This is a genomic window from Kitasatospora sp. NBC_00039, assembly GCF_045160625.1.
Classification (GTDB): domain Bacteria; phylum Actinomycetota; class Actinomycetes; order Streptomycetales; family Streptomycetaceae; genus Kitasatospora.
This window is the reverse complement of record NZ_CP108290.1, coordinates 667,997-684,755: the sequence shown is the minus strand read 5'-3', so window position 1 is coordinate 684,755 and position 16,759 is coordinate 667,997. Positions and strand designations below refer to the sequence as shown.

Here is a 16,759-nt window from a genome sequence, read left to right as displayed (position 1 = left end):
GGCGGGCGGGGTTTCGGGGATTGCGGTTCGAGGGCCTACGGGGCATGCAGGGCTGTCGGGGTACGCGAGCCGGAGGCCGAGTGGGTCGCGGTGGATGCGGTGGCCGTGGTGGCAGCGGTGGCCGTGGTGGCAGCGACGGCCGCGGTTCGCGGACGGGTGCCGCGGGTGAGGAGCAGTGCGAGGAGTGCGGTGGTGGCCAGGACGCCGGCCGACACCGCGAAAGCGGCGCGGTAGCCGGCGGTGAGGGCCGCCAGATGGGGCTCGTGCGTGGAGGCGTGGGCGGTGACGGAGCCGGCGAGGGTGGCCAGTGCCGCGAGGCCGATCGCGCCGCCGACCTGGCGGGTCGTGTTCACCAGTCCGCCGGCCAGACCCGCGTCCTGCGGCGGGAGGCCTTCCACGGCGAATGCGGTGAGCTGGACGAAGGCGATGCTCAGGCCGAGGCCGACGAGGACGCTCGGGCCCAGGACATCGGCGAGGTAGCTCCCGTCGGCGGTGATCCGTGACAGCCAGAGCAGGCCCGCGGCCTCGGTGAGCAGGGCCGCGGTGACGGTCGCGGTGGCGCCGATGCGCCGGGAGACGCGCGGCGCGAGGGCCGATCCGAGCATGTTGGCCGCGGCGAGGGGGAGTTGGCCCGCCCCGGCGACCAGCGGACTGGAGCCGAGGACCTGCTGCTGGTAGAGCGGCAGGAAGAAGAACAGGGCGATCCAGACGGACCCCAGCAGGGCCATCAGCAGGTTCCCTGCCGCCACCCGGCCGGTGGAGAACAGCCTCCGCGGTATCAGCGCGTTCGGCCGGCGGAGCTCGATCACGACGAACGCCGCGAGGAGCACGGCGGCCGCGCCGAGGGCGCCCAGCACCCGGGCGTCCGTCCAGCCGGCGCCGCGGGCGGTCGTCAGCCCCCACACCAGGCCGGTCAGCGCCAGGGTGACGGTGACGGTGCCCAGCAGGTCGAACCGCCCGGCCTTCCGTCCGGCCGCCCGTGGGAGGAGGGCCACCACGGCGGCCAGGACCAGCGCCGCCCCGAGCGCGACGGAGTGGAAGATCCACGGCCAGCCCCACGCCTGGGTGAGTGCACCGCCCAGCAGCACGCCGCCCGCTCCCCCCGCACCGGAGACCGCGCCCCACACCCCCAGTGCCCTGCCGCGCCCGGCGGCGGACGGGAACACCTCCATGGCCAGGGCCAGCGCAGCCGGGGCGATGGCGGCGGCGCCGACCCCCTGGACGGCACGGGCGGCGATCAGCACGTCCGAGGAGGTGGCCAGTCCTGCGGTCGCCGAGGCAGCCGCGAACAATGCGAGGCCGGCGACCAGCACCCGGCGGCGGCCGAGCAGATCAGCCGCCCGTCCGCTCGCCGGCAGCAGCGCTCCGAACGCCAGGCCGTAGGCGTTGACCACCCAGGTGGTGCCACTGTCCGACAAGCCGGCCCCGGCGCGGATCTGCGGAAGCGCGACGTTCACGATCGAGGTGGCGAGCATGACGGTGAACTGGGCTGCGGCGAGCACCGTGAGCACGGCGACCGGCCGCGGGGCGGGCCCCGTCCGCCCCGGCTGTGTGCGTTGGAGGTTCATGACGCACAGCCTCGTGCGGAGCGCTGTCCACTATCCAGGCCCGCCGGGGGCCATGACTGTCCACCGCTGTCCGCACCTGTCCGGCCCGCCCTCGCGGGCCTGCGCCCGCCCTCGTCACCGGGGGCCGTGCAGCTCCTGCCGCCACAGGGACTCGCACAGCAGGTCCAGGCCCTGGCGCACGTGACGCCGGTAAGTGCCGTACGGAAGGCCGAGGCGGCGGGCGGCGGCCTCCTGCGTGGGCGCACCGGAGAGGTAGCCCGCCGCCAGGGCCTCGCGGGCGCGCACGCCGCGCGGGTCACCGGCGAGGTCGTCCACGGCGTGGCGCAGCAGGGTGCGCAGCTCTTCGGCGGGATCGGTGAAGTCGGCCGCCAGGCGGGTGCGGGACAGGGCGCAGACCGCGAAGGCGGCCGGGTCGCGCCAGTGCGCCAGCGCCTCCCGCACGGCCTGGTCGAACGCGGTGCGCGAGAGGGCGGACGGCCCCGGCTGGGCGGGGACGTCGGTGGCGGAGATGAAGCGGCCGAGCCACTTCTCGACGGGCACCTGACGCCAGTCGACGCCGAACAGCCCGTAGGTGTGCTCACCGACCCGCGGCCGCGCGCCGGTGTCGCTCAGGGTTCCCCTGACGCGGTCGGCCCAGGCGTCGGCGTCCCGCCAGACGGCGAAGCCGTAGGCGCGGCCGCGGGCACGGGCGGACTCCGCCTGGGCGCGGGAGCTGCTGAGGTCGATGACGCGCGAGGGGACTTGGTAGCGCTCCGGGTAGACGGAGAAGCGGCTGACGCCGATGTGCTCGCCGGGGCCGACCGGCGCGGTGGCGTCGGTGTACTCCCAGGCGGCCGCGACGACGGGATCGACGGCCACGTCCCGGGGGTCGGCAGGGGCCGGCAGGGCCAGCCGGGCGGTGAACGCCACGGTCCGGCCCGTGCTCACCAGTCGGTAGACGCTGAACGCCTGCGGCTGCCGCTCGGCCCAGTAGCGGACCAGCTCCGCGGAGGCCGGCCCCTCGGTCTCCGCGGCCATCCGGAGCACGTCGTCGAGGTCGTCGGCCCGCAGCGGGCAGTCGTGCACCTCCTCCTCACGCGACCAGGTGCGCAGCCGGGTCAGGCTCTCCAGCTCCCGGAAGAGGTAGAACAGTTCGTCGGTGACCGTCCACACCCGCTCCTCGGGTGCCTCGCGCAGCATGCGCAGATACTCCTCCACCAATCGCTGACGCATCGTCACGAAGGCATGCGGGGCCCTCCACCGCAGGTCGGCCGTCAGCGTCTCGCGCGCGGCGTCGTGCGGATAGAGGCCCCGGGGGGCGGACTCGATGAAGGGAAGGTCCCTCAGCCACCCGAACAGCAGATGGACGTCCTCCTCCGGCAGGACCGCGGCGAGCAGCTCCTCGGAGGTCGAGTGCGCCTGCGCCGCCACCTCCAGGGCACGGCGGTGGGCCGCCGTCGGCACCTCCCCGATCAGCCCCGTCAACAGCGTCCGCAGGAGGTCGGCCGAGGGCGCCCAGACCTCCTCCCTGCTCCAGCCCGTCGAACCCGCGGCCGCCGCGAGGGACAGCGCCAGCGGGTTGCCCCCGGCGAAACGCAGCACCCGCTCCCGCAACTCGGGCCGGACCTGCGCCGTGGCCAGCACGCTCCAGGCCTGTTCCTCCGAGAACGGCTCCAGTTCACGGACGTACAGCGCCCCGGCCCAGGCCGGATCGGCGAGCCACTGCGGCTGCGGCGCGACGCGACCGGCCAGGACCACCAGCGTGTCGTCGGCAGCACGAGGCAGGAGGCGCTGCCACAACCAGCTCTCCAGCCACTGGCAGTGCTCGAAGGAGTCGACGAGCAGCACCGTGCCGGCGACCTCCAGGAAGGGGCCGGCTTCTCGCTCGAAATCGGCCGGGTCGCGGCCGACGAAGCGACCGTCGACCTCGACGATCGACCGCCCCGCCGCACGGGCCCGATCCGCCAGGCAACGCAGCAGCGCCGACTTCCCGATCCCTCCCGGCCCGAACACGTAGAACGCGAACGGCGCCTGCGGATCCCCCGCCAAGGCCTCACCGAACGCGCCGAGTTCCTCCTCCCGGCCGATGAAGGCCCGCTCCCGCGTCCTGCTCAGTCTCTCTCCCACAGACCCCATGGCGGTTCCCCTCCCACGTTCCACCTCCGGACGGACCCGCCCGGAGACCTGACAGACCGCACCGACCGCACCGACCACACCGGCCGCAACGCGGCACGGGCGACGGTGCTGCGGACCGCTCCACCGTCCCGGCCCCAGCGGTCACTTCTCGTCACACGCCGGCCTGATGCGACATCAGGCGGCCACACCCTGCGTAGCGGGGACCCCGACCGGCGGTCCGCCCCTCGCCGCAGTACGCCGGCCCGCGGCGCGACGGACCCGCCGTCGCGAACGGCCCCCGCCCGGCGCTCGGCCGGCCTCTGCGTCTTCTCCTACGTGTCCGCGTCCGCGTCTGGACCTGGACCTGGACCTGGGCCTACGTCTGCGTCCGTGTCCGGGCCTGACCCGAGGAGCCCGGCGACGAGCCCGCGCGCGTACGCGGAGTCGAGACCGGCCGGACGGAAGAGGATGCGGTACATCAAGGGGGCGACCACGCGGTCCATGGCCGCCTCGACGCCGGGAGCGTTCTCCTCGCGCGCGATCGCCCGCGCCAGCAGGACGTCGATCTGTTCGGCCGCGTAGGCCGAGCACCTGCCGGCGTTGCTGCCGTCCGGATCGCCGAGCAGGGCGTCGCGGATGTAGGCGCGCCCCGAGGGGGACGCCATCTCGTCGAGGAACTGCTCTGCCCAGGCCGTCAGGTCGGAGCGCAGGTCCCCGTGGTCCTCCGGCGCCGCGTCGGGCCGAAGACGCTCCACCGCGACATCCGACAGGAGCTCCTGGAGGTCGCCCCAGCGGCGGTAGACGGTCGACGGTGTCACCCCCGCGCGCTGGGCGACCAGGGGCACCGTCAGCGCGTCGCGGCCCACCTCGGACAGGAGTTCACGTACAGCGGCGTGCACCGACGCCTGGACCCGGGCACTGCGCCCGCCGGGGCGCACCATCTGTTTGCGGCTCATGACACCACCTTAAAGCACAATCCTTGCGTTTACGGGGCGCCCTTTGCGGCGACCGAACGGCGGGAACGGCGCGGCCCCGCGCGGGCCGCCTCCGCCCCCGCCGCACTTCCAGCCCTGCCTGCACCTCCACCGCCACCGCTTCCGCCAGGCCCACGCCTCCCGCTCGCACCAAACACGCCTCCCGCTCGCACCAAACGCTAACAGTTTGCGTTAGTGGCCCCGAAGGCCCTACGGTGGCTTAACGCAAACAGATTGCGTTTACCGGGAAGGAGTCCCATGCCCAGCGTCCTGTCCGACGCACCCGCGCCCCGCCCCCACGGGGTCGCCCGTGCCCGCGCAACCTCCCTGGCTCTCCCCTCCTCGATCCTGGTGATGCTGCTGGCGGCCTCCAGCGCCCCGACGCCCCTGTACCCGCTCTACCAGGACCAGTGGAACCTCTCCGCGCTCGCCGTCACGGTGGTCTTCAGCGCCTACGCCCTGGCGCTGCTGCTGGCCCTGCTCACCACCGGAGCGCTCTCCGACCACCTGGGACGGCGGCCCGTCCTGGTGGGCGCCCTGGTCTCAGCCGCCGGCTCCATGATTCTCCTGGCCTCTGCGGACGGCGCAGGCGTCCTGACAGCCGCACGGACCTTGCACGGACTGGCCACCGGAGCGGCCACCAGCGCGGCGGGCGCAGCACTCCTCGATCTGGAGGACCCCCGGCGTCCGGGCCGGTCCGCCCTGGCGAACACCATCGCCCCGGTCGCCGGCATGGCAGCAGGCGTCCTGGCCGCCACCCTCCTCGTCCGCCTCGCCCCCGCCCCCACCGTCACCGTCTACGTCCTGCTGGCGGGATTGTTCGCCGCCCAGGCGATCGCGGTCACGTTCACCGCGGAGACGGCTCACCGGCACACCGGCGCGCTGCGGTCCCTGCGCCCGCGGCTCAGCGCCCCGCCCACGGTCCGCCGCGCCCTCTCCACCGTCGGCACCGGGGTCGTGGCCATCTGGGCGCTGGGCGGCTTCTACTCCTCTCTCGGGCCGGCCCTTGTACGCCTGGTGGCCCCCGACGCCCCGCAAGCAGCCCGCGGCATGGTCTTCTTCACCCTCAGCGCCGCCGCAGCCCTCACCGTGTGGACAGTGCGGCGCACCGACCCCCTCGCCGCGACGACCGGCGGATGCCTCTCCGTCCTTCCCGCCGCGCTCCTGACCCTGAGCGGTCTGCACGGCGCCGGACTGCCCGCCGTCTACGGTGGCGCGGCCCTGGCCGGCATCGCCTTCGGCGCCGTGTCCCAGGGGGCGCTGCGCCTGATCCTCTCCTCGCTCGACGAGCGGGACCGCGCCGCGTCGCTGGCCACCTACTACGTCCTCAGCTACCTCTCCATGAGCCTGCCCGCCATCGCCGCGGGAGCCGCCACCCAGCGCTACGGGCTCGCGATCACCTCCCACGCCTACGCCGTCATCGCCGGCCTGCTCGCCCTGGCAGCACTGGCAGCACTCGCCGCGTCAAGGCGCGGAGCAGCCCGCCCCGCAGACGACCACCTGCGCTGACGAACACCTGCGCCGACACCCCGCGCCAACGACCGCCGACCGACCGCCGACCGCCGACCGCCGACCGCCGCGTTAACGAACAACTCCGCCAACGCCCCCCAACGACCACCTCCACCGACAAGAGCAGAGGAAACGACGGACCATGCAGACTCACGCCGCCACGCCCACCCCCTCCTGGACTCTGGGCGAGGTCACCGTCCACCGCATCGACGAGGTCCTCCTGCCGCCCGCGACCGGACCGTGGCTGTTGCCCGACGCCACCCCCGAGGTGGTGACCGGCCAGGACTGGCTGCACCCCGACTTCGCCGACCACGAGGGAATCCTGCACCTCGACAGCCACAGCTTCGCGTTCACCGTGGCCGGACTGCGCGTCCTCGTCGACACGGGCATCGGCAACGGGAAGGAGCGGGCCAACCCCGCCTGGCACAACCTGCGGACGGACTACCTGGAGCGCCTGACCGCCGCCGGCTTCCCCCCGGACTCCGTCGACCTCGTCGTCCTCACCCACCTGCACGCCGACCACGTCGGCTGGAACACCCAGGAGGTGGACGGAGCGTGGATCCCGGCCTTCCCCAACGCCCGCTACCTCACCTCCCGCGCCGAGCGGGAGTTCTGGGCCGCCTACGACATGGACGAGGCCCGCCGCCAGATGTTCCGCGACTCCGTGACGCCGGTCGAGCAGGCAGGCCTGCTGGACCTCGTCGACGTCCCTGCCGGGGGCATCGCGATCGCCCCGGGCCTGCGCCTGCTGCCCACGCCCGGACACACCCCCGGCCACGTCGCCGTCGAGCTGACCAGCCACGGTGCGACGGCGCTGATCACCGGCGACTGCATCCACCACCCGGTCCAGCTCGCCCACCCCGCCATCGGCGCCTGCGTCGACATCGACCCGCGTCGGTCCGAGGCCTCCCGCCGCGAACTGCTCGCCTCCCTCGCCGGCACGGACACCCTCGTCCTCGGCACCCACTTCGCGCCGCCCACCGCCGGCCGCGTGATCACGCACGGGGACGCCTACCGGCTGACTCCCGTGCCCGCGGCCTGACGGCCCGCCCGCCCGGCCGAACCGGCACCTCCGCCGGCCACACGATCAATCAGTGGCGGAGTCCTGGCCCGGACCGGGCACAGGGGCCGGCACGAAGAGGCTCAGCCGATAGGTGGTCGGCTGCACCAGACGCCCACAGAAGGTGTCCATCCGCACCGCCGTCCAGTCGATCTGTCTGTCCGTCGCCCGGAGATGCTGGATGTGAGCGCGCCATTCCGACTCGTCCTGGGTCTCGAAGAGCACGTCCCAGCTACCCGCGTCGGGCGCGAAGCGAGCGGCGGCCCGCCGGATCTCGTCCTCCCGCTGACGCCTTCTCTTCCGCTGCCCTGGCATCGGCCCAGCATCGCTCGCATCCACCGTCGCAGCAAGGCAATTGCCATGCGGCTTCCCCCGGTCGACTCCCCCGGTCGGCTGTCGGGGGGTACTCGGCCCCTACGGTGTTCCCTTGATCGACGGCCCCGCCGCCGTGTACGAGGGCGGCCGGGGACCGGAGCCCGCTTAGGCGCGGACGAGCCGGCGGCGCGCCCGCGTTCGGCCGTTGCGCAGTCAGTCCGAAGGGGCTGCTCGGGTCAGCCGCGAACGCGGCTGACCCGACCCTCGTCCCAGACCGGTTCGTCCGCCTCCACCACCAGGCCGTCGGCCCGGAAGACGAGGAAGCGGCTGAACACCCGGGCGAACCAGCGGTCGTGGGTGACCGCCACCACCGTTCCGGTGAAGGCCGCCAGGGCCTGTTCCAGGGCCTCCGCCGAGATGAGGTCGAGGTTGTCGGTCGGTTCGTCCAGCAACAGCAGGGTCGCCCCGGCGAGTTCCAGCAGCAGGATCTGGAAGCGTGCCTGCTGCCCGCCCGACAGGGTTTCGAAGTTCTGGCGGCCGGCGCCGGCCAATCCGTAGCGGCTCAGGGCCGACATGGCGCGCTCCAGGTCCAGCCCGGCCCGGTCGCCCTCGCCGGCGCCGAGGATGTCGGCCGGGGTCCGGCCGGCCCACTCCGGGTGACGGTGCGTCTGGGCGAACAGTCCTGGCCGTACACGTGCACCGAGCCGGCATTCACCGGTGTGCGCCACGGTCGCGGCCGCGTCTCCGCCGGCCTCGTCCAGCAGGCGGAGGAAGTGACTCTTGCCGGATCCGTTCGAACCGAGCACGCAGACCCGGTCGCCGAAGAACACCTCCAGGTCGAACGGCCGCATCAGCCCGCTGAGTTCAAGGTCGCGACAGGTGATCGCCCGAACGCCCGTCCGGCCGCCGCGCAGGTCCGGCACGACCCGCTGCCGGCGTGGCGGCGCGGGCGGCGGCCCGACCGCCTCGAACTTCGCCAGCCTGGTCTGGGCAGCGTGGTACCGCGAGGCCATCTCGTCACTGATGGACGACTGTTGGCGCAAGGTCCTGACGAGGTCCTTGAGCTGCTCGTGCTTCTCGCTCCAGCGCTGCCGCAGCTCGGCCGCGCGTTGCCAGCGGGCCTCACGGGCCTCGCCCCAGGTGGCGAATCCGCCGCCGTGGGTCCAGGCTGTGCCGCCCTCCAGCGTCACGACCTGGCCGGCCGTCCGGCTCAGCACCTCGCGGTCGTGGGTGATCAGCAGCACGCCCTGCCGGGTCTGGGCGAGCTGCTCCTCCAGCCAGCGCTTTCCCGGGACGTCCAGATAGTTGTCCGGTTCGTCGAGCAGCAGCAGTTCGGCCGGGCCCCGGAGCAGGGCCTCCAGGACAAGCCGCTTCTGCTCGCCGCCGGACAGCGTCGCCACCTCCCGGTACTGCGCGATCTGGAACGGAATGCCGAGTGCGGCGACCGTCACGGTGTCCCAGAGCACCTCGTAGTCGTACCCGCCGGTCTCGCCCCAGTCCACCAGTGCCTGGGCGTAGCGGAGTTGGGTGGGCTCGTCGTCGGCCTCCATCATGGCGAGCTCGGCCGCGTCGAGGGCGGCGGCCGCCGCCCGGAGCGGCGGCGGTGCGACGGTGAGCAGGAGGTCCCGGACGGTGCGGTCGTCGCGCAGGCTGCCGATGAACTGCGGCATGACCGCAAGGGCACCCTGGCTGCGGAACGACCCCTGTTGTGCCGGGAGTTCGCCCGCGAGGGTGCGCAGCAGCGTGGTCTTGCCCGCACCGTTGTCGCCGATGAGCGCGACCGTTTCACCGGCGGGTACACGGAAGGAGACGTCGTGGAACAGCTCGCGACCGTCGGCGAGAACGTGACCGAGGCCGGTGGCTTCGAGATAGCCCATGGGAGCGGATCCTAGTCGCCGAACGCTCGGTGGGCGATTCAATTCCCGCGCCTCTCCGATGGATCCGTCACCCGCGTGACCCATCGTCAACTATTGCTCATCGGATCATATCCAGTAGCTCGATCGGGCTATTCACTCGTCAGCCTGAACGCTTCACCAGATGCCTTGCCCGAACCGGCCGTATACACAATGGTTGTGCCCGAAGGAAGCCACCAGGCGGGCCGTTCACGCCCTCCCGAGGCGGCTCCGCCTGCGTACGTGCGTGGGCGTCCGAAGCGTGGCCGGCCCTCCACGGAAATGCGAGAGACAACCGATGTCATCCCCCGTCACCCCGCACTCCACGGCCCTCGCCCCGGGATCCGCACCGGGATCCGCTCCGGTCACCGTCGCACTCGTCGGGGCGGAATTCGGCTGGGGCAGTTCGGGAAAGCTCAGCGCGGTGCTCTCCGCCCTGCGGGACCGCCCGAGGACGCCTCCCCTGCGCTTCGTCGGGCTGGCGTCGGGGCTGGGCCGCCCGCTGCTCGCCGAGCACACGGTGGACGACTGGCACGACCTGCCCGACGATCCCGACCGGTCGGCCGCCGCGGTCCGGGACGTGGTGCGGTCGCAGCAGGTGCGGGCCGCCGTGGTCGTCCTGGACGGCGCGGCGGCGAACGACCTGCTGGCCGCAGGAGTGCCCACCGTGTTCGTCGACAGCCTGCCGTTCCTCTGGTCCGAGGGCGACCGCTCCGCGCTGCCCCTGGACGCGACGGTGTACTGCGCCCAGAAGAGCGTCGAGCTGCCGCCCGAGTGCCTGGACGTCCTGGCCGACGCCCGGGGGCTGCGCTGGGTAGAGGCGGTGATCGCCCGGCCCCGCGCCGCGGAGCCGCAGCGCGGCGCCGGACGGGGCACCGGCCGCCCGTACCGCAAGGCACTGATCAGCCTGGGCGGTCTGCGGGCACCGAGGCTCGACGATCCCGGGCACTACCCGCGTCTGGTCGTCCCGGCCGCACTCGAGGCCCTCGCCGCCCACGGGGTCGAGGAGGTGCACATCGCCGGCAACCTGCCCGCCGACCTGGCGGGCCGGCTCGTCGACGCGGCGATCGCCCCGCCCCGGACGACCACCGGGCCGCTCACGCACGGCGCGTTCCTGGAGCGGTTGGACGACTGCGACGTCCTGCTCACCTCACCGGGGCTGACCACCCTGCTGGAGGCGGGCGGGATGCGCGTCCCCACCGTCTGCCTACCACCGCAGAACCTCAGCCAGATCTTCAACGGCCGGTACCACAGCCAGGCGCTCGGGGCCGGGCTGCGGGTGCCCTGGCCCAAAGCCGTGCTCGCCGAGGACGAGGCACTGGCGCTCCGCTCGGAGGGCGAGGACAGCGCCCTCGAACTGATCTACGGCGCGATCGCGTCGGCGGCGCAGGGCGATGACCGCCCAGCCGTCGGCCACGCCCTGCGCGACGGCGTCCTGGAGGCACTGCGCCGGGCCGCCGGGCTCGACGACTGGGGCGCGCTCACCACGGCGATCGGCACCGGCGGAGCGGCCCAGGTGGCCGACGCCCTGCTCGGCGTCCTGGGCGCGGCGGATCCGCGCTCCTGACCCGCGCACTCCCGCCGGCCCGCCACCCCACCCCGTCCACTCGTCCCGTGAGTCGCCTGGAAGGTCTCCGCCCCGTGCGTGCCCGTGATCGTTACCTCTTCATCAGGATCCTGGAAGCCTGCAACGCCGACTGCTTCATGTGCGACTTCGCCCTCTCCCGCGACACGTTCCGCTTCTCCCGGGAGGACTTCGACGACCTGCTGCCGAAGGCCAGGGACGCCGGCGTGGGCTATGTCCGGTTCACCGGCGGCGAGCCGCTGATGCACCCGGACGTGGTCGAGCTGGTGCGCGCCGGGACGGCCTCGGGGATGAAGATGTCCCTGATCACCAACGGCTCGCTGCTGCCCAGGATGGCCGCCCCACTGGCCGCGGCCGGTCTGGCCCAGGTGATCGTCAGCCTGGACGGCGCCTCCGGCGCCACCCACGACCTCTACCGGCGCTCCCCCGGCATGTTCGACAGCGGGCTGCAGGGCCTGCGCGACGCCGCCGCGCTCGGCGTCCTGCCCAGGGTCAACACCGTGGTCGGACCGCACAACTACACCGAGATGCCACGACTGCAGGAGGTGCTGACCGAGGCGGGGGTACAGCAGTGGGAGCTGTCCGCGCTCAAGCTCGACCGCACGATCACCTACCCCGACGCCGATCACGTCCGCAGCGTCTGCGATCCGATCTACGACGCCGACCCGGCCACCGTGCTGGTCCCGATGGGCAAGCGCTTCTACGGCGACACCCCGCAGGAGCAGGAGCGGTACTTCACCCGGTCCGTCACCCCGCGCGCCGCCGAACCGCTGTGCCACGTCGCCGACGACGTCATCTACGTCGACGGCAAGTACGGGCGGATGTTCGCGTGCAGTTGCATCCCCCACCGGGACGGCGACGACGGGGCCGGGGGTGCCCCTCTGCGGGAGCAGGGGGTGATCCGGCTGGACACCCCGGTCTTCCGGGCGCACGCCGACTACTTCCGTGATCGCGGGCCCGAGGTGTGCAGCGGGTGCTCCACCACTGCCGCCGGATACAGCGACGACGTGGCGCGACTCGGGTCGGTGGGCGCATGGCACTACTGACCTCCGCCCGGGAGTCCCCGGCAACGCAGGGCGGTCGCGCCGTGCACGCCCTGCGGGTACTGCTGAGTGCCCGCGAGGACCAGCTCGACTCGGTCCTCGCCCTGCGCCGGGTGGCCGCCCACCTCGGCGACCTCCGCCGGACGGACCCGTCCGAGCTCCAACCGCCACCGGTCGCGGCGCTGGTCTGCGACGACATGGTGGTCACCGAACGGCTGCTGGGCCTGGGCGTGCCGGTGGTGCACCTCGGCTCGGGCCACCCCGGCCCGCCCGCAGCGGAGGCTCCGCCGGGGCGTGCCGTCGGACGGCTCCACCGGCCCGGATGGCTGCCGCCGTCCGGGCCCCTCCCCCGCGGTACACGGCCGACCGGGGTGCTCGCGCCGCAGCGCACCGGTCGGAGCCGGACCCGCTCGGGCACCCTCCTGCTGCTTTCCCTGTGGGGCGTACCCGAGGCGGACGCCGAGGCCTTCGCGACCGGGGCACTACGGGGGTGGGCCGAGGCGGCACTGCACCGCACCGGAAACTGCACCGTGGTCACCGACACCGGGCTCGACCTCCTGCGGTCCGCCCTCGGCAGCCTCGCGGAGCATCCGGATGTCAGGGTGCACCGGGCCGTCGAGGCCGACGTGGACGCACTCCACGCCGATTCCGCCGTGTTCCTGGCCTCACCGGTCCTCGGGGCACTCACACTCGCCCAGGCGCGGCGGGCACCACTGGTCCTGCTGCCGCCACTCGGGGCCGCCCAGCGGGACTTGGCCGACCGGCTCGCCGAGGTCCTGCCGCTGCCCTCGGCGGAGGATCCGGCCGACCCCGGTGTGTGGGCACTGCCGGCGGACGCCGCAGCCGGGCCCTGGCACCTGCTCGACCCGGCCCTGGACGACCTGCGCGGCGCGCAGCGGGTCGCGCGCACCCTCCGTCAGCTCGCGCTCGCCCCGATGTGAGCCCGCCGTGAGCCCGCCGTCCGCCCGCCGCGGCCCCTGCGTGGGCCCGCCCGTTCAGCCGTCCCGACACCGCCACCAACCGTCACCCCGCCCACCGACCGTCAGCCTGCTGGTCCGACCGCACCGGTCGCGTCCACCCCGTCCACCCCGTCCACCCCGTCCACGTCGTCCGCGTCGTACTGGAGCCGCCATGTCCGACACACTCCGTGAGTCCACGGCTGCCGCCCGCCCCGAACTGATCCGCCCCAGGGTCCCGGAGACCGAGTGGGACGACTGGCGCTGGCACATGCGCCGGCGCATCACCACCGTCGACAAGGCCCGGCAGTGGATCAACCTCAGCTCCGACGAGGAGACGGCCATCGCCGGGGTGGCGGGCAAGTACCGCTGGAGCGTCACCCCGTACTACGCCTCGCTGATGGACCCGGACGACCCCGACTGCCCGGTCCGGCAGCAGGCGGTGCCGGCGCTCGGCGAGCTGATGGAGTTCCCCGGCGCCGAGGTCGACCCGGTCGGGGACACCTACTACCGCAAGACCAACCGGGTGGTGCACAAGTACCCGGACCGGGTGATCATGCTGATCACCGAGGCCTGCCCGGTCTACTGCCGCCACTGCACGCGCAAGTTCCACACCACCGACGTCGACGGTACCTACTTCCGCGACGACGAGGGCGGCTCCTACGACGAGGACCTGCGCTACATCGCCGACCACCCCGAGATCCGGGACGTCCTGCTGACCGGCGGCGACCCGCTGTCCTACCAGGACGGCAAGCTGGAGGAGATCATCGCCGGCCTCCGGGCGATCCCCAGCGTGGAGATCATCCGGATCGGCAGCAGGTTCCCGGTGCTGCTGCCGCAGCGGATCACCGAAGGCCTCTGCTCGATGCTCTCCCGCTACCACCCGGTCTGGCTGAACACCCACTTCAACCACCCGAAGGAGATCACCCCGGAGGCCGCGGCGGCGGTGGACCGCCTGCTGCGGCACGGGATCCCGGTCGGGAACCAGACGGTGCTGCTGCGCGGGATCAACGACGACGTCGCCACCATGCGCACCCTGATGACCGAGCTGCTGCGGATCCGGGTCCGGCCGTACTACCTCTACCACTGCGACAACGTCACCGGGGTCTCGCACTTCATGACGTCCGTGGAGAAGGGCTGGGAGATCATGGCCGGCCTCCAGGGCCACATCACCGGGTTCGGCGTCCCCCAGTACGTCCTGACCACGAAGATCGGCAAGATCCCCATCGCGCCGCCCTCCTACACCCAGATCCCCGAAGGCCTGCTGCTCCGCAACCACCGAGGCCAGGAAATGGTCGTCGACGGTTCGGCGCAGCCGATCACGGAGTCCGACACGGCATGAGCTCACTCGACAAGCGGCTCGGGCAGCGTTTCCTGCCCTACGGAGCGAACTACCTCGACTGGTCCGACATGTCGGAACTGCAGAAGGTGATCGAGCACCAGGTCCTGTTCCGCTACCAGACCGAGACCGAGAGCATGGCCTCCCGGCTGGAGCGGACGGCCGCCGAACGGCTGGGCGCAGGCCACGCCCTGGCCGTCCACAACTGCACGGAGGCACTGAGGCTGGCCCTGATCTCGACCCGCCCCGCCATCGGCGACCTGGTGCACATCCCGGCGGTCACGTTCGTCGCGGTGGCCGGCGCGGTGCTGTCGTGCGGCCTGATCCCCGTGCTGGTCGACGCCGACGACTCGCTCTCCATGGACCCGACACTGCTGCCGCCCGGCGCCCGGCGGGTGATCACCGCCCACATGGAGGGCACCGTGGCACCGCTGCCGGCGGATGTCCCGTACCTCATCGAGGACTGCGCCCAGTCCCTCGGCGCACGCTTGCCCGACGGCCGGTACGCCGGGACGGCCGGCTACGCCGGGACGTTCAGCTTCCACCACAACAAGGTCCTCACCTCGGGCGAGGGCGGGCTGGTCCTCACCGATGACGACGACGCCTGGGCGACCATGCGCCGCTACCACGACCACGGCTCGGCGCGGGTGCCCGGCCACTACCCGACGTGGGACCAGGACGCCCACTTCGGGGAGAACTTCGTGACCAGCGAGCAGGTCGCGGCCGTCCAGTGCCAGCAGTTCCGCCACCTCGACGAGCTGCTCGCGGGCCTGGAGCGGATGTACGCCATCGCCATGGCCGAACTGCCCGACCGGCCCGACCTGGAGGTCCGGCCCCGGGCCGCCGGGGACGTCAAGGTCAGCCTGCGTTTCCGGTGCGAGAGCAAGGAGCTGCGGAACGCCGCGGTGACCGCGCTCACCGCCGCCGGCATCGCCAACTGGACGCTCGGGAAGTACCTGCTGCCCGACCATCCGGTGCTCGCCGGCCGCCGTTCGCTCTACCGCGACGGCTTCCCCTGGAACCACGCCCCCGAGGGCCCGCTCGCGCTCAGCCGCGACGGCTTCGCCCGGACCAGGGACCTGCTGGACCGCACCCTGTGCGTGCCGCTCTCCCCCGAGCTGCCCGAGGAAGAACAGGCCCTCGCGGCCAAGACCGTCCGCCGGGTGCTGGAGGCGGTGTGACCGACGCCGAGGTGCTGTTGATGGTGGACGACCGACCCTCGTCCTTCACCCGCTACGCGGCCCGGGAGCTGGCCGACCGGCTGGTCCTGCTGCGGTTCGCCGAGACACGCCTGGACCTGCCGGAGGACTACCTCCTGGAGACCGCGCACCTGCCCGCCTTCTGGGTGCGTGAGGGCGTGCCGGCGGAGGAGGAGGCGAAGCGGTACCGGGAGTGGGCGGCCGGGCTGCCGGTGCCGCCGACCCGGTTCTGCAACCCGTCGGAGCCCCGCCAGGCCGTGGCCCAGCGGTTCGCGGCGCTCGCCGGCCTGCCGCACCTGACCGAGCAGCAGGTGACCCTCGTCCGGGACAAGGCTGCCATGAAGGCCCGCTTCCGGGAACTCGGCCTGCGGACGGCGGAGTTCACCCGGGTGTGGTCGAGCGCCGAGGTCGAGCGGTTCGCCGGGCGGCACGGCTGGCCGGTTGTGCTCAAACCGGTGGACTCGTTCGCCTGCGTGGACACCTACCGGCTCGCAGGGCCCGGTGACCTCGCCGGGATCGACCTCACCGCACGGCAGTGGATGGTGGAGGAGCACCTCGGCGGTACCGAGTGGGAGGTGTGCGCGATCATCCTCGGCGGCGAGGTACTGGACGCGTGGCCGAGCGCGATGCCCTGCCGACCGCTGGACATCGTCGACGGCGCGATGAACGCCAACATCAGCGTCGGCACCGGTGAAGGGCCGCCGGTCGACGTGCGGGCGCTGGTCCAACGCATCGCCACCGGGATGGGCATCGACCACGGGTACGCCCACATGGAGTTCTTCCTGATCGACGGCGAGGTGTACGCGGGCGAGATCGGCGTACGGCTCGCGGGCTGCGAGATCCCCGCCAACCACGGCCACGCGTACGGCTTCGACGTGTTCGGCGCCACCCTGGCGGTCTACCTCGGCCGCCGGCCCGGGCTGGACTACCGCGAGCGCCGCTGTGCGGGCGACCTGCTGCTGCCGCTGCCCGGCTCCGGGACGATCCGGCGGATCACCCCCCGGGAGGAGCTGCTGGGGATGCCCGGCGTCGTCGACGCCGTCCTCAAGGTCCGTGCCGGTGACCGGGTGGCGGCCCGCCGGGCCTCGCACAACGCCTCGGGGTACGCCCACGTCGTGGGAGGGTCGGTCGAGGAGGTGGAAGTCCGCATGCGCGAGGTGCTCGACCGCTTCGCGATCGAGGTTGAGCCGGCTCGGGAGGCCGGTGTCGTCCCCACCTGATCCCG

13 protein-coding genes are annotated in these 16,759 nt (G+C 73.1%); 8 read left to right on the top strand and 5 right to left on the bottom strand.

Features of this window, described 5'->3' with window-relative positions:
- Positions 1-35: 35 nt before the first annotated feature.
- The 3 genes from OG286_RS39130 to OG286_RS39120 all read right to left on the bottom strand — a co-directional run bounded on the left by OG286_RS39130 (position 36) and on the right by OG286_RS39120 (position 4,618).
- Positions 36-1,568, bottom strand: a complete 1,533-nt coding sequence (locus OG286_RS39130; RefSeq protein ID WP_331742219.1) for an MFS transporter — start codon at positions 1,566-1,568, stop codon at positions 36-38.
- A 114-nt stretch (positions 1,569-1,682) separates the two neighbouring features.
- A complete protein-coding gene (locus tag OG286_RS39125) occupies positions 1,683-3,683 on the bottom strand; it encodes an ATP-binding protein (protein WP_331742215.1) in 2,001 nt (666 codons plus the stop codon).
- A gap of 311 nt (positions 3,684-3,994) precedes the next feature.
- The gene (locus OG286_RS39120; RefSeq protein WP_331742213.1) at positions 3,995-4,618 is read right to left on the bottom strand and encodes a TetR/AcrR family transcriptional regulator; all 624 of its coding nucleotides are present in this window, start codon (positions 4,616-4,618) and stop codon (positions 3,995-3,997) included.
- Positions 4,619-4,894: 276 nt separating this feature from the next.
- Between OG286_RS39120 and OG286_RS39115 the strand changes: the two genes are divergently transcribed.
- Together OG286_RS39115 and OG286_RS39110 are read left to right on the top strand one after the other, a co-directional pair.
- Positions 4,895-6,145 (top strand): MFS transporter, encoded by a 1,251-nt coding sequence (locus OG286_RS39115; RefSeq protein WP_331742210.1) that lies wholly within the window; start codon positions 4,895-4,897, stop codon positions 6,143-6,145.
- 142 nt (positions 6,146-6,287) lie between these two features.
- Positions 6,288-7,187: an MBL fold metallo-hydrolase gene (locus OG286_RS39110; protein WP_331742207.1), complete on the top strand. Its 900-nt coding sequence runs from the start codon at positions 6,288-6,290 to the stop codon at positions 7,185-7,187.
- A gap of 45 nt (positions 7,188-7,232) precedes the next feature.
- Here OG286_RS39110 and OG286_RS39105 read toward each other — a convergent pair whose 3' ends face one another.
- Together OG286_RS39105 and OG286_RS39100 are read right to left on the bottom strand one after the other, a co-directional pair.
- Positions 7,233-7,520 carry a hypothetical protein gene (locus OG286_RS39105; RefSeq protein ID WP_396322103.1) on the bottom strand — a complete coding sequence of 96 codons (288 nt, stop codon included), beginning with the start codon at positions 7,518-7,520 and terminating at the stop codon, positions 7,233-7,235.
- A gap of 236 nt (positions 7,521-7,756) precedes the next feature.
- Entirely contained in the window at positions 7,757-9,397 is a 1,641-nt protein-coding gene (locus OG286_RS39100; protein WP_331742204.1) for an ATP-binding cassette domain-containing protein, read from the bottom strand.
- A 313-nt stretch (positions 9,398-9,710) separates the two neighbouring features.
- Here OG286_RS39100 and OG286_RS39095 point away from each other — a divergent pair, with 313 nt between their 5' ends.
- From OG286_RS39095 to OG286_RS39070, 6 genes are all read left to right on the top strand, one after another.
- On the top strand, positions 9,711-10,979 hold the full coding sequence (locus OG286_RS39095; RefSeq protein ID WP_331742201.1) for a hydroxymethylcytosylglucuronate/cytosylglucuronate synthase: 1,269 nt from the start codon (positions 9,711-9,713) through the stop codon (positions 10,977-10,979).
- Positions 10,980-11,053: 74 nt separating this feature from the next.
- Positions 11,054-12,043 carry a cytosylglucuronate decarboxylase gene (gene blsE, locus OG286_RS39090; RefSeq protein ID WP_331742198.1) on the top strand — a complete coding sequence of 330 codons (990 nt, stop codon included), beginning with the start codon at positions 11,054-11,056 and terminating at the stop codon, positions 12,041-12,043.
- Complete coding sequence (gene blsF, locus OG286_RS39085) at positions 12,031-12,981, top strand: CGA synthase-related protein (RefSeq protein WP_331742195.1); 951 nt, start codon at positions 12,031-12,033, stop codon at positions 12,979-12,981. The genes blsE and blsF overlap by 13 nt, the downstream gene beginning before the upstream one ends.
- Before the next feature lie 190 nt (positions 12,982-13,171).
- Positions 13,172-14,338 carry an arginine 2,3-aminomutase gene (gene blsG, locus OG286_RS39080; protein WP_331742192.1) on the top strand — a complete coding sequence of 389 codons (1,167 nt, stop codon included), beginning with the start codon at positions 13,172-13,174 and terminating at the stop codon, positions 14,336-14,338.
- A complete protein-coding gene (locus tag OG286_RS39075; RefSeq protein ID WP_331742189.1) occupies positions 14,335-15,516 on the top strand; it encodes a DegT/DnrJ/EryC1/StrS family aminotransferase in 1,182 nt (393 codons plus the stop codon). The genes blsG and OG286_RS39075 overlap by 4 nt, the downstream gene beginning before the upstream one ends.
- Positions 15,513-16,754: an ATP-dependent carboxylate-amine ligase gene (locus OG286_RS39070; RefSeq protein ID WP_331742186.1), complete on the top strand. Its 1,242-nt coding sequence runs from the start codon at positions 15,513-15,515 to the stop codon at positions 16,752-16,754. Before OG286_RS39075 ends, OG286_RS39070 begins: the two co-directional genes overlap by 4 nt.
- The last annotated feature ends 5 nt before the right edge of the window (positions 16,755-16,759 follow it).